General features: G+C 51.7%; 10 protein-coding genes. 9 read left to right on the forward strand and 1 reads right to left on the reverse strand.

Translation table 11 applies throughout. The features are described 5' to 3' along the window. The first annotated feature begins 13 nt into the window (after positions 1-13). From QZ511_RS01720 to QZ511_RS01760, 9 genes are all read left to right on the forward strand, one after another. Complete coding sequence (locus tag QZ511_RS01720; RefSeq protein ID WP_295798030.1) at positions 14-1,057, forward strand: DNA adenine methylase; 1,044 nt, start codon at positions 14-16, stop codon at positions 1,055-1,057. Next, a complete protein-coding gene (locus QZ511_RS01725) occupies positions 1,054-3,279 on the forward strand; it encodes an N-6 DNA methylase (protein WP_295798032.1) in 2,226 nt (741 codons plus the stop codon). Before QZ511_RS01720 ends, QZ511_RS01725 begins: the two co-directional genes overlap by 4 nt. Beyond that, positions 3,269-3,835, forward strand: coding sequence for a hypothetical protein (locus QZ511_RS01730; RefSeq protein ID WP_295798034.1), 567 nt, complete (start codon positions 3,269-3,271; stop codon positions 3,833-3,835). Before QZ511_RS01725 ends, QZ511_RS01730 begins: the two co-directional genes overlap by 11 nt. Beyond that, positions 3,828-4,940, forward strand: coding sequence for an AAA family ATPase (locus QZ511_RS01735; RefSeq protein WP_295798037.1), 1,113 nt, complete (start codon positions 3,828-3,830; stop codon positions 4,938-4,940). Before QZ511_RS01730 ends, QZ511_RS01735 begins: the two co-directional genes overlap by 8 nt. An 8-nt stretch (positions 4,941-4,948) precedes the next feature. Continuing rightward, entirely contained in the window at positions 4,949-6,238 is a 1,290-nt protein-coding gene (locus QZ511_RS01740; protein WP_295798039.1) for a hypothetical protein, read from the forward strand. A gap of 1,306 nt (positions 6,239-7,544) precedes the next feature. Next, entirely contained in the window at positions 7,545-8,861 is a 1,317-nt protein-coding gene (locus QZ511_RS01745; protein WP_295798041.1) for an MFS transporter, read from the forward strand. Positions 8,862-8,926: 65 nt separating this feature from the next. Continuing rightward, positions 8,927-9,544: a cation transporter gene (locus QZ511_RS01750; RefSeq protein ID WP_295798044.1), complete on the forward strand. Its 618-nt coding sequence runs from the start codon at positions 8,927-8,929 to the stop codon at positions 9,542-9,544. 132 nt (positions 9,545-9,676) lie between these two features. Then, positions 9,677-10,441, forward strand: a complete 765-nt coding sequence (locus tag QZ511_RS01755; RefSeq protein ID WP_295798047.1) for an SDR family oxidoreductase — start codon at positions 9,677-9,679, stop codon at positions 10,439-10,441. Between the two features lie 127 nt (positions 10,442-10,568). Then, the gene (locus tag QZ511_RS01760) at positions 10,569-13,052 is read left to right on the forward strand and encodes an arylsulfatase (RefSeq protein ID WP_295798049.1); all 2,484 of its coding nucleotides are present in this window, start codon (positions 10,569-10,571) and stop codon (positions 13,050-13,052) included. A 206-nt stretch (positions 13,053-13,258) separates the two neighbouring features. Here QZ511_RS01760 and QZ511_RS01765 read toward each other — a convergent pair whose 3' ends face one another. Further along, positions 13,259-14,131, reverse strand: coding sequence for a CAP domain-containing protein (locus QZ511_RS01765; protein WP_295798052.1), 873 nt, complete (start codon positions 14,129-14,131; stop codon positions 13,259-13,261). Positions 14,132-14,529 lie beyond the last annotated feature (398 nt).

A 14,529-nucleotide genomic window follows, 5' to 3' on the forward strand; every position in this document is an offset into this window, starting at 1 on the left:
GAGAAATTACTACATGTCGTTCCGTTACATTGGATCAAAGGCTCGGGTTGTCGACGCCATACTAGAGCGTGTCGGCAAACCCAATGGCGGCATGTTTATTGATGCATTTTCTGGCACTGGAGCTGTAGCTGTAGCTGCCTCTAACGCAGGCTGGCCGGTCCTAGTAAATGATAACTTAAGCTCCTCTGCGATAATGTCGTTTGCACGAGTGATATCCGAAGAGCAAGTTGCCTTTACCCATTTTGCTGGGTATGAAAACGCGATTTCTGCTTTGAATGAAGCCAGTCCGATCAGGGGCTTTATCCATCGCGAGTACAGCCCAGCATCTGCTGATCATTGCGATGTTGCCCGCATGTACTTTACAGAAGACAACGCAACAAAAATTGACGGCGTAAGAAAAGTAATTGAGTCTTGGGCAGAAAAATCACTAGTGACCAAGCTAGAAGAAAAGCTCCTCATCGCCGACGTTATGGGCGCTGCAAATCGTGTAGCCAACACAGCGGGTACATACGGCTGCTTCTTGTCCAAATGGCAAAGACAATCACGAGATCAGTTCACGCTTACGCCTCGAGCCCTCCCTAAATTAGCACCGCCAGCCAGCATGTCCATTGGGGATGTATCTAATATATCTTGCACTCCAGATGATACCGTCTACCTCGATCCGCCCTACACAAAGCGTCAATATGCTGCTTATTACCACATCCTAGAAACTATCGCTCTAGGGGATGAACCGCTAGTTAAAGGTGTCTGTGGCATTCGTCCTTGGCAAGAAAAAGCATCGGACTTTTGCTACAAGGTGCGAGCAGCAAAAGCACTGAATAACTTAATCCAATCTCTACCAGCCAAAAGAATATTCCTTTCATATAGCACAGAAGGACATGTGGCTATAAGTGAGCTAGAGAATATTCTTGGAAATCTGGGCAAAGTTGAGACATGCGAGCTCGATCAGATTGGAAGATACAGACCGAACAGAGCCGCAAGTGAAGCAGGCTCATTAGTAGGAGAAATTCTATTCTGTCTTGAGAAGAGACCACAAAAAGGTCGCGCGGCAGCATGAAATCGACAAAAACTACCGAAGCAAAACGACTTCTTAAAGTTGACGCGCTCGTCAACGATCTTGTCGAGCGACATAGTGAGGATAAAACAGAATTACGCTTACAATTTCTTGAAGCTGCCGCGTCCAGAATTGGCGGTTTCAGCCTTAAAAAATTTCAAAAGTGTTTTCAGATCACCCCCATAATTGACAATAGAGATCTTCTTGAAGGCGCTCAAGATATAGTTCAAGCGCTAGATGATACCGGCATTCACACTGCGCTTTGCTTAAGCGCATTAGCTAGAGAGTCACTAGATTCAGCAACGCAACGTCGAAATGGTGCCTATCATACTGATTTCCGTCTAGCCCTTCATCTAGCCCGAAGCGTGGAAGAACATATTGAGCCAGGAATCAAGGTTGTTGATCCCGCATGTGGAGCAGGAATCTTGCTTACCGCAGTATCGATAATTGCATGCGGATCTGACCGAATTCTTGCTAATGAGTGGCTAAAAAACTCCGTATACGCCTCAGATTTATCACCTTTAGCACTAAGAGGCACACTCCTTTCTCTGTCATCACTGACAGACGACATTGAGTCTCTTAAGGCTATGCGTTCTAAGTGGCTAATCCAAGATAGTCTTCTCGCCGATGATTACGTTTGGTCTGAGCTTGCACCTAGCGGCTTCAACATTGTTGTTGCCAATCCACCCTGGGAAAAGGTTAAGCTCACTCGCCACGAATATATTAAATCTAAGGGAGAAACTAGGAACTATGGCACTAGCTATGACAGCCAATCACTAACAGGATATGAGTCCGAAAAGTCTAAAAAGGCTAATCATGCTACGGCCTTAGTAGATCGATATCCGACACTTGCTCATGGGGAGCCTGACCTGTATGTCGCGTTCACCGAGCTACTATTAAAATTGACCGCACCAAATGGTAATGGCGCAATTCTTGTACCTGCGGGCTTAATACGCTCAAAAAACACGATGAACCTTCGTAGCGAGCTCATTAACTCATCAAAGAAGCTCACGTTCACCGTGATGGAAAATAAAGCGCGCCACTTCGCAATTGATACCCGTTTCAAGTTCACTCTCGTCAACTATACGAAAGCCACTTTGGGCTCAAAAGCTATCAAGAGCGTAAACATCTCTCACGCAACCTCCAGCGAAGACGAGGTATGCAGTGAAATACCTGTAACCATCCCGGTTAAAACACTTAAAAGCCTTCGACCTGACCTCACTCTTCCGGAAGTGCGAAGCGATCTCGAATGGCGCCTATTCAAAAAAATGCAAGCCAAGCAGCCTCAGACTTATGACACTGACTCACCGTGGCTACCGAGTTTTTGCCGCGAAGTCGACATGACACATAGCCGGCCTTGGTTTTTGAAGAATCCAAAAAAGAACGCCCTACCGCTGATAGAAGGCAGAATGGTCCAGCCATTTAGACTGGGGTGTAAATCTTACGTTTCCGGAGAGGGCAGAAGCGCAAAATGGGAGAACCTACCGCCTGGCTTTAGCGAAATTTCACCTCAATTTTTTATGCCTAGCGATGCAATCTCGGAAAAGGCTAGAGAACGAACGCTCCGTACGAGAATAGGATTCTGCGATATAACCGGGCAGTCAAATGAACGCTCAATGATGGCAACACTCATTCCTGCCGGTGTCGTTTGTGGCAATAAGGTACCAACGCTCGAGTTTGTTAACGACCCTTCAGAAGATAGGCTTCTGCTGTGGATTGCAATTGTAAATTCCCTGCCTTTTGATTGGCTATTACGCCGAGTAATTACCACAACCGTCAATTATTTTGTGCTCTTGTCCGTTCGGCTCCCAGCAATCGACATTGACAGCTTGCCGGCACAGCGACTTATTAAGATCGCACGCAAACTAATCGAGCTTGACTCAAAGAGGGTCTTATCCGTTAGCCACTACTGGAAAATCTCTGAGCTGCGCGCAGAAGTAGACGTAATTGTGGCAAACGCATACGGCTGCACAGAAAATGACCTGAAAATAATCTTAAGGGATTTCCCTCTTTTGGATAGACAGCAAAAAGCACTACCCGATGAGAGAAAGTCAACTGTTACTTCTGACCTGCTCATTAGCACTTGGCAACGGCGAACTAGAAAAACAAACAAACACCTAACTTCGAGGCTATCCGAGGCCAAGGCTATAGGGGCAATCCCTTATCTCAGCTCGGAATTTTCAGCCTCAACTTTGGCTCTGGGGAAAACCAAGAATGAACAATAACGGTCTCAATGTAATTCGTGTTTTATTTCAAATTATTGAAGGCGGTGACCGTAGGAAATTTCAAGCTCTCTCAAACGACTCTGATACAGGTGGGGGGGCTCGTGACCTGCGCTTTCGACCTGAATCTGAGTTTTGGCCCTTTTTTGAAAAGGTATTCCCAGACAGGCAAACTACGAAACGGACTTCAAAAGGTTCCACAACGACTATTGAAGTGTTGAGTGGAACTATTCATTGGGATCAGCTTGCATCGGCGAAGCATGCGACTCTGGAAGTCTGGCCTGCCACAAATGCCCGGCCTAATGAGTCTCGTTTTTCCAAGATATCAAGACTTGATATGCACGATCTCATCGTGGATGACCCTAATGGTGGAAAGTCAATCTTCATGCTTTTCCAGCAGCAAAATGGCGTCATCCGGGTCCACTTCACAACTGAAACCAGTCTTCGAAACGACAACTGGGACCCAACAATTAAGAAATTTGCAAAGGAATGGCTGGACTCGGGCTCGAAATCTGCATTCCTTGATCTCGTAAGTAAAAGGCGCTATCCAAATGTCTGAAGCAGATGAGGTATTAAAACTACTCGCTGAACATAAAAATGTTTTGCTTTCTGGCCCTCCTGGTACGGGCAAGTCAATGGTCCTCAGTAAAGTGGCAGCACTATTTTCCATGCAAACTGGTGCAGGCAATCCGACCTACAACCCAACAACAGGGGTGCCAATACCCGCGACACCAGCCGCTAATCTGCCCGGGCATATTAATCAAGCAGCAAACCGAAAGGTTTTTCGAACAGTCCTCCACCAATCTAGTAAACATAGGGACTTCTTCACTGGACTGATTCCAGATGCTCGGAGCGGTGCCACTCCTGGAAAGTTCCGAATTACCGAGGGCACCCTCTACAAAGCCAGCGAATTTGCCAAGCAACCAGGGTGCGCTTCTCTGCTTATTATTGACGAAATCAATCGAGGCCCCACCGTTCAAGTTTTTGGTGGTGCAATAGTTGCAATAGAGCCAGAAAAACGACTCGACGATAGCGGTAATGCCACCCCAAGCACACAATTCTTTGACCTCTTGGACCCAAGTAGCGGGGACATAATTGAATATGCATTCCCCGCCAGGCTTTACATTCTCGCGGCAATGAACCAAGCAGACGTTTCTGTAGAACCTCTTGATGTAGCTTTTTTGCGAAGGTGGGCTCCCTTTAGTCTTGAGCCTTCTGAGAAAAAGCTACGAGACCACTTCAACATTACAGCTGCGACGTCTCCTCTACCGACGTCCCCCTCCTCAAGAGATGAAGTTCTTGAAGCCGCGGTACAGGCGTTTTCTGCAATAAACAACAGAGTCTCCCTCGGCCGCGGCCCAGAGTTCCAGATCGGGCACGGCATGCTCATGGCTACCGGCTCCATGCCCACAACTAAAGATGAGGCCTTAACACACGTTGCTGTTGCGTGGCGTGTGATTAAGAACCATATCGATGAGGCTTTTTTCGGAGATGTAAGAGGTACGGCTATTGTTCTAAACGCTGACAAAGGCCTTCAAGGAAACCCTTACGTTCTAGAAGAGAACTCTTTCGGTGATACTCCGAGAGCTCAAATTAAGGGGCCAGGCATGATTTCCGAAAATCAAATATACGATTTACTTTTAGCTCTAGCTAAGATCGCCTAGAGGGCAATATGCGGCAATCCCAGCGCCTTACTGCGATCGAGTATGCAGAACCTGTCGCACTTGTAGAGGATATAGTCCGGACTCACTCGATGCCCTACGGGCAAGCAAGAGAGCTTATACAGTTGGCAGGCGATCGCGTTCGTACGATTCTTGGCTTAAAGAGTATTCCAATATCATGGTCTGCAGACCAAGTCCAATTCAAAGGGTTTGCCGGACTGCTAGTGCTTTCGCCGAGATTAGAGCTAGAGGTCGCGCCAAAGTTCTTAGGCAATGCCCAGGGCTGGAGAGAAGATTTTTTTCTGCTGGCAACATTGTCGCACCATGGTCGGCTACTTGACAGTGAGACGTTACAGGGGTCAGCTTCTTCAAGTTCTGATCTCGCAACCTTAATTGGTCGCTCTTTAGTGCAGATGTATTGGAAGAACCAACGAAGACCTCTTCGCTCTTACCGGCGACTACCCCAGCAAGATTTTGCGATAGAAGGTGACTTCGATGCCGAAGATTTAGTCATCCCGAATGAAGAAGGGTTTTCACAGCAAGTAACTTACTTCACACGAGAAAACCCATATAACGCGGTAATCCGGTCCGCCGCAGCGCAGTTAGCTCCTCACGTAAACGATAGTGAAACTCGAGCCCGCCTAGAACGGACCGCGCACCATCTTCCAATTCAAACTCAGCCAAGCAGGCTAAAAAATCGTAGACTTCCGAGCCGGTCGCGGGGATGGCAGCCAACATTTGATCTCTCATTGGATATTTTGCGTGGCCTTGGCGGGACATACGATTTGGGGACTGCCCTAGCCCCAGGTTACGTCATGAGCACCTGGCAAGTGTGGGAACATCTAATTTCATCGACGCTACGTATTGGGCTAGGTGGCCCAAACGTAACTATTCACCCTGGGTATAAACTTGGCGAAAGGGAAACAGGAGGCGCAAGAAGAAATGTAACGGTAATTCCAGATGTTATCGTGTCACTTAATTCTGGAGGAGGTCACCGCCAAATCATTGTCGATGCGAAATATAAGGGTAACATCCAGGACGGTTCCGCCTCGATTTCAAACGCCGATATATACGAATCGCTAGCATTCTCTAAAGCGACGGGAATCAACGAGGTCGCGCTTATTTACCCACAGATAGACGACTCTTCTGGTCCCCCTAGGAAAGAGGTTGGAAATGCAGAGGAGTTCTCCAAGGTAATAGTTGATGGCGTAAATATTCGGGCCATCGGGGTGGGAGTATGCGGAATATCTCAGCGCGGAGGCCTGAGCCGCTTTGCCAGCACCTTGGTTGACACCTTATGACGTGTCCCAATTTGCCTCGGCGTCGAGCAAGCATAGGGAGATTGAGAGGCTTCATCCCTAGGTAAGCTCCCCCAAGGGTCGACTCGCCCAGATACTATTCTTATGCTGTCACCGTCAACGACCATTGAAAAGACACAAAAAAGAATCATGCCTAGAGGCTACCTGTTACACAAAATTGGCCAGCCGTAATGAATCCGCCACAGTCTCTCTATAGTCTCAGAAAAGGCCTGATACTCGTGAGGACTAGCGAACCCTACTTCATTCCAAAGGACGTATGAAACCCTCCAGCGTGCAAGGTCGTTCAATGAACTATCATTTATTGCCAAGGAGCCCGTCCCATCTCCACCTCTGTACTCACCAAGAATGCGCTCTCTTAGGCCACCATGCCCCTTCGGTCCAATGCCGCCAATTCCGTTGTATACAAGCCTGAAACCTTCAATTGATACCTTGCATATATTACTAAGAGCAGAATGCCGTCTGACCATTGCTGAAAGATCTATAGATCCAGCCTTCGCACTGGGCCGGGACGTTAAAATGTCCTCCTCAGTGTAAGACGTATAAATCCAATAAAGCCCATCACAGCGAGTACCGGGGCCACCTGCATACCTCAGTCGATTATTGACAAATGCGATGGGCTCCAACCTGGTTTGCTGGAGAGAATTTACCTTTTCGACGATACCTTTATACACTTACAGTCTCTCAATAACTTCTAGGGGTAATCGCGCTTTATTGAAACGAAGGCGAGAGCCTCACCCATTAACCCGATGTTTTACTTAGGACAACACTGACGAAGTACTGTCTTATATCAGATATCACGTCTTACGCGAAAATACAGATTTCGTATACTGACTACGTCATCTTGCGAAGCGGCACTCGACTCAAGGACCGAGCACGTCCGCCGTAGGCGCCTGTCCAGACAGTCATGCCCGCAGGGAACAAATTGCCCAGCCTCAGCAGTAGAAGATTATTTTGCGGCGATTCTGCCTAGGACCTCGCCCAGGTGGACGGGTTATTTGACGGGGTTCAGATATGGCAAGGGAATAAACCCTGATATTTCAAATACTTATCTCAACATTTCAACTCCCGCCATCGCCCTCACATCCCCCCTTTAAAGTCAGGGAGCTCAGTCCAGATACGCAGAATAATACATCCTCGGAAATGTGCCTTGAGCGCATCTATCGCCATTTATGCCTGCTCCCTGATCAGTGGGTTGGGAAACCACCACTGAAGACATTGAACTGGCGGCGCACGGGCTAATCGAGGCCTGGCCCCACCTAACACTAGAATAAAAAGAAGCCTGACCAATATGGACCCCAACACCACTTCGTACGACCACTATCGCCACGGCATCCGGGAGAATCTGAATCAATTCAGCCATCAGCTGGGCCAGGTATTCCTGGTCGGTCTGACCATCGGCATGATGCGCACCGTGGTTCCGGCGCTTGCAGAATCGGAATTTGGCGTTGCCAAAGGATCTTTCCTGATGCTGACCTCGTTTGTGGTGGCCTTTGGTCTGGTCAAGGGGGTTCTGAACTTTGTGGCCGGCCGGCTTGCCGAACGAATCGGGCGAAAAAAGGTTCTGCTGTACGGTTGGCTCGCTGCCACTCCCATCCCGGTGATGGTGCTGTTGGCTCCCTCCTGGGGCTGGATTGTCGCGGCTACCGTATTGCTTGGCGTCAATCAGGGCCTCTGCTGGTCCATGACTCAGACCTCAAAAATGGACATAACCCGGGCCGATGAGCGGGGCCTGACCATGGGCCTGAACGAGTTCTCCGGCTATGTGGGCGTTGCCGTCGCCGGTATCGTGACCGGCTATCTCGCCATTGGACTCGGTCCGCGCATGGGTTTGTTTGTGTTTGGTGCCGTTGTCATCGGCGTGGCCATTGCCCTGACGCTCATCGCCATCCGGGAAACGCACGAGTGGGCGAAGGCCGAAAGCGCACGCCATGCCAGTGGAGCGGCCACTGGCCCCAAAGCCCGCTTGCCCGGGAACATATCCAATACACCGACCACCCGTGAGGTGTTCACGCTCATGAGCTGGCGCGATCGTCGCATGGCGGCGTTCAGTCAGGCCGGTCTGGTTGAAAAATTCGTCGATGCGCTGGTCTGGGTGTTTTACCCGGTCTACCTGTACCAGCAAGGCCTGGGGCTTGGCGCCATCGGCTGGATTGTCGGGATTTACGGGTTTGTCTGGGGTGGTTCCCAGTTTGGGACCGGGCGCCTGTCTGATCACATCGGGCGCCTCAAACCAATTGTGTGGGGCATGTGGTTGTGCGGGGGCGGCGTTGCAATGATGCTGCTTGGCCACGACGTTATCTGGTGGTCTCTGTCAGCCGCGGTCACCGGTTTAGGTATGGCACTGCTCTACCCCAACCTGAGTGCGGCGGTGGCAGACATTTCCCACCCCAACTGGCGCAGCTCTGCCATCGGCATCTACCGTTTCTGGCGTGACCTTGGCTACGGCATCGGTGCGCTGGCGTTCGGGATTATCGCCAACGCTACCGGAGCGGTAACCAGCGGTTTCTGGTTTGTAGCGGTTGCGATGTTCCTTTCCGGTGCCCTGGTCATGCTGTGGGGCGAGGAGACACATCCACGCCTGAATCCTCAGGACGAATTCAAATAACAACTGCAATAGCCCCCAGAGACCAAAGGGCTTTCAATAACCGCATATCCCAGATGGAGTGATCCATGGCCGATTGTTGCGAATCAAAGTCCGAAGACCTTGTGCACCTGCAGACCGGCAAGCGCCGGCGCACGCTGTGGATCGTGCTGGCCATCAATGCTGCGATGTTCATGGCCGAGCTTTCCGCCGGGCTACTGGCACATTCACAGGCGCTGATCGCGGATTCCGCGGATAACCTGGGGGACGCGCTCGTGTATGGGATGAGCCTGTTTGTGGTTGGTAAAAGCATGCACTGGCGCGCCGGCGCGGCCTTCGTCAAGGGTTTGATTCAGCTCGGATTTGCGCTCGCGGTAATCGCAAGCATCGTCGCAAGCCTGTTCGGCGAGCCAAGGCCTGTAGGGGGCGTGATGATGGCCGTCGCCACCGGTGCTCTCATCGGCAACCTCGCCTGCTTTGTTCTCCTGATGCAGCACCGCGACGAGGATGTGAACATGCGCTCCGTATGGCTCTGCTCCCGCAACGACGTTATCGGCAATATCGGCGTAATCCTCTCCGGCGCCCTGGTACTGTGGCTGGGTTCGCGCTGGCCCGATCTGTTGATCGCCAGCGCCGTCGCCCTGGTGTTCCTGCACACCTCGTATGTTGTACTGCGAGATGCCTTTCGCGTATGGCGCCCAGGTTAAGTCACACCATCGCTACCAAAGGGTAAAGCGCAGCACCGAACGACGCCCGCCCTTCACAAATGGCACCCAACTATTCGAACATGAATGGAGAGAGCCTAACCTGATAAGCAGATCATCCAACAGGACTCAATTATGCGCTTACAGGGAAAGGTAGCCGTTGCCACAGGCGTCTGCGGCGGAATCGGCAAGTCAATCGTCAGGAAGCTTGTGGATGAGGGGGCCCGCGTTATTGCGGTCGACCTCTCTGGGGAATCGCTGGACAAGCTGAAGAAGGACTACGGTGACGAGGTGACCACCACGGTTGTCGATGTCACAAAATATGCTGATGTAGAGGCGATGATCGCCAAGGCGATCGATCAGTATGGACAGGTCGATGTGGTCATCAACAACGCCGGTATCGCTTTCCCCAAGCCGCTGCTCGAGCACGATCCGGACAAGGACTTTGACGGTATCACCGCGGTCAACCAGAAAGGTGTCTACCACGGTATTCTCGCTGCTGGCAAAGCAATGAAGAAGCAGGGCCGTGGCGGGGTCATCATCAATACATCTTCGGTGTACGGCACCATGGCGTCGGAGCTGACCTTCACCTACAACGTCAGCAAGGCCGCCGTCGATATGATGACCAAGTGCGCCGCGCTGGAATACGGCCCGCACAAGATTCGCGTGTGCGCCGTTGCGCCCGGACGTGTGGATACCCCGATGCTCCATCAGTACAAGGATCTCGGCCTCTGGGATCATATCAAGCGCGAGCAAATGCGCGACGAGTTCACTCAACCGGAGGAGATTGCCGACGTCATTGCCTTTCTCGCCAGTGACGCCGCCAACTGCATTAACGGCACCACCATTTACGCCGCTGACGGCTTCGAGAACTTCAAATACCCGCTGAAGCCCGGGTAGCTGAAATGCTTGCGCGAATATCTGCTATCACTTTACTGGTTTAGCACATTCGTTTCGCAATCCATTCGGCCTACCCCCGCCGGCCTTTTTCCGGCTTGCAATAAAGACAACGGCGATCGAGGTTCCCATGCGCTTGCTCTTTTCAGCTCTGTTCCTTTGCCTTTCCATCAGCGGTTGCGGCGGTGAAGACAAGTCCGCAGAAAACACCGCCCAGGTGTCGGCTCCTGCCCCGGATGCTGCGGAAACTGCGGATACTAAAAGTACAGCGGAGGGCAACCAGAATACGGAAACCGCCGCCAAGTCAGCAGCCAGTAGTGGCAATGGCGAATGGCCAGAACGCAAGCACCTGCCAATCCCCTTGTCCCCGTTCGAGGGCAAGATCGGCAAAACCTACAAGGAATCGGAACCGGACTGGCAGGATGGCCCCATGCCGCCGGAGGGCGCACCCAATGTCATCGTGATCCTGCTCGATGACGTGGGCTTCGGTCAGACCTCCACTTTCGGCGGGCTGATCCCGACACCCAACCTCGACAAGCTGGCCGAGGAAGGACTGCGCTACAACCGCTTCCACACCACCGCCATCTGCGGTCCTTCCCGCGCCGCACTGCTCACCGGCCGCAATCACCACGAAGCCGGTAGCGGCTTCCTGATGGAGTGGGCCACCGGATTCCCCAACTATTCCACCTACATCCCCAAAAGCACCGCCACCATCGGCGACATCCTCAAAGGCAACGGCTACGGCACCTGGTGGTACGGCAAGAACCACAACACCCCGGACTGGGAAACCACTGTGGCCGGTCCCTTCGACCACTGGCCCACCGGCATGGGCTTTGATTATTTCTACGGTTTCAATGCCGGGGAAACTCACCAGTATTACCCGGTACTGTTCGAGAACACCCTGCCGGTAGAGCCGGATAAATCCCCGGAAGAGGGTTACCACTTCATGAGCGACATGACTGACAAGGCCATTGCGCGCATGAAGTTCGCCAAATCAGTGGCACCGAACAAACCGTTTTTCATGTACTTCGCCCCGGGCGCCATGCACGCGCCGCACCACGTCACCGCCAAATGGCGCGAGCAGTTCAAGGGCAAGTTCGATATGGGCTGGGAAAAGTACCGGGAACAGGTGTTCAAGCGACAGAAGGACATGGGGATCATTCCCGCCGACACCAAGCTGACACCGCGTCCGGAGTGGGTGCCCGCGTGGGATTCTCTCAGTGATGAACAGAAAACCCTGTACAACAAGCTGATGGAAAACTTCGCCGGCTACTTTGCGTTTACCGATCACGAGGTAGGCCGACTGCTCGACGCGGTCAAGGAGTTGCCCGACGCCGACAACACCCTGGTCATCTATATTGCCGGCGACAATGGCGCGTCGGCCGAGGGTGGTCCCGATGGCACCCTGAATGAGATCCGCGCGCTCAACGGTATCCCCACCTCCATCGACGAGAACCTTGCCAATATCGACAAACTGGGCGGTCCGGAATCGGAGCCACACTATCCCGTTGGCTGGGCCTGGGCGGGCAATACGCCCTTCCAGTGGGTCAAGCAGGTGGCCTCCCACCTCGGTGGCACCCGCAACCCGATGGTGATCAGCTGGCCTGCAAGGATTAAACCGGATGGCCAGGTGCGCGATGCGTTCCTCCACCTGGTGGACGTGGTGCCGACGATTCTGGAAGCGGCGAATATCCCCATGCCGGAAACCGTCAATGGCATCGAACAGAAGCCCCTTGCCGGCAAGTCATTCCTCGCCAGCTTTACCGACGCGACGTTCGAAGGCCGCCCCGACCAGTATTTTGAGGTATTCAGCAACCGCTCCATGTACTCCGACGGCTGGAAGGCCAACGCCCAGCATACCCTGCCCTGGCGTCAGGATCTGGCGCCGGGTAACTGGGACAAAGACCAGTGGGAGCTGTACAACCTTGATGAAGATTTCTCGGAAGCCAACGACCTGGCACAGCAGAACCCGGACAAGCTCGCCGAGCTACAGAAAAAATTCGAGGACACAGCAAAGGACAAAGAGGTCTATCCACTGGATGACCGGGGTTCGGCGCGGCTGGGCCTGCCTAAACCACCAGTCCCGGGCGCCGATACCAGCTCCGGAACCTACACCTACTACACCGGTGCACGACGCATCGCCGAGGTTGCCGGTCCGCCACTGAAAAACGGTTCGTGGACCATGACTGCCGAACTCAACACTGAGGGCGCCAAAACCGAAGGCGTCATCATGGCGGAAGGTGGGGTCGCGGCCGGTATCGTCCTCTACCTGGATAAGGGTGTTCCCGTATTCGACTACAACTATTTCGAAAAACACACCACGCTGAAAGGGAGCAAACCCTTGCCCGCTGGTGACGCCAACGTGACGGTGGACTTCGATTACAAGGGCACAGAGCCCGGCGGCCCGGCCACCATTACTTTGAAGGTCAACGGCGAAGACGTCGCCAGCGGCAAGATGGAGGCCACCGTCGGCGCCCGCTTCGGTATCGACACCTTTGGTATCGGTGAGGACTCGGGCCAACCGGTGACCGATGCATATAAACCACCTTACCCGTTCACTGGCGAGATCAAGAAAGTTGTTATTTCTACCGGAGAGTCTGGCGGATCACCTTAAGGTGGCCCAGCCCCACCGCAAGTAGGCACTTAGTACTCATGGAGGGGTTTATCGCGGGGCTGAGAAAAAAACAAGCCAAAGGCCAGGCTATCACGGGCTGTACGACTTAGCTTTCGACTCCCGCAAAATTAAAAAGGCCCGATGCCGCGAAGTGCCTGGCCGTTTTAAAATTTGGTGGAAATCGCGGGAATGGGTACTATTACATTTCAGTACGGTTGTCCAACTTGCCTGATTTTGTCGTAATTGCAGACAAGAAAAAAACCAGGTGGCGTGACGCTTCCCTGAAACTCGTTGCAAAGAGATAATCCGCAGCCAATTGAGGATGTATCACGCCAAACCAATTGTGTGTAATACCCACATAATCCGCCTTCATTGCATTCGTCATTTTCGTAATCGTAATCAGATGCGGTATCCGCCCAAAGCTGAAAAAGTGATAGAGCGCTGTTACCACCAGCTGCGATGTTCTGTCCAATCAACAAAGAAGATATTGACGTCGTATCAAATTCGAATATGCATTTCTCTGCATGGGTTTGAGCCAATGCTGCCAACTCTGGGTCCCACGACAAGGACGACAAAGGGGGATTTGGCACCGGAATGGCATTGGCACGCACGCCGTTATGCGCTCCCAGCATATCATCAATGAAACCTTCGTAGACTGCGCTGCTGCCCCCATTATTGGCAATACCATCAACACCATCACAATTGGAATCTACCTCATCACCTGGTTCATCTCCAAAACCAGGATTAATTTCGCTATTAGAGTCATCACAATCTCCGCTGTTAGGTGTGTAGCCATCGGCATCGAAATCCGAATTACTGAGCCTTGCCTCAATTCTTGCTAATGCTTCAACTAGCGGACTAAGATCAGGTGTTTCTCCGGGCGGCCCCTGTATGCCTTGAGGGCCCTCTGGCCCAGGAATTAGCTCAATATCATTAATCTGATTCTGCAGTTCTACGATTTTTGCCTTAAGATTTTCTATTTCAGTTTCTAATCCTTTTCTTCCACTATCCTCCTTCGCAATAGGTGTCATGGAAAAATGCATACAAAAAATTGAAGTCGCTATCAATCCCAAGCGCATGAAACATCCCCTTTATTATTGTTGATTCGCCAACCCTAGCTCAAACATATCATTTTTCAACAAATTCAAGTCCCATCAAGCGACAATTAGTACAAATCTGAACAACACAATAGATCCAGTCATTTAATTTATCTGCCAGTTCCTTTGCCACTAAAGTCTGTACACCTCTCCCCTTTACTGGAAAAAATTCTTGAAGTATTGATAGAAGTAGTAAAAATTGACGACCATGATCGAAATCATGACCCGGCAATTTTCGCGGAACTGATAGAATTACCCCAAAATTCTACGGGAACTTCCCCTCGAGATTTCACTCTTCTTCGTTTTCTGTCACCTCTCTTCCATGCGCCATTTGGTAAGGCACAGCAAGACCTTAGGAATATTTTTCAATTCCCGTCATT

Source organism: uncultured Microbulbifer sp. (genome assembly GCF_913055755.1).
GTDB lineage: Bacteria > Pseudomonadota > Gammaproteobacteria > Pseudomonadales > Cellvibrionaceae > Microbulbifer.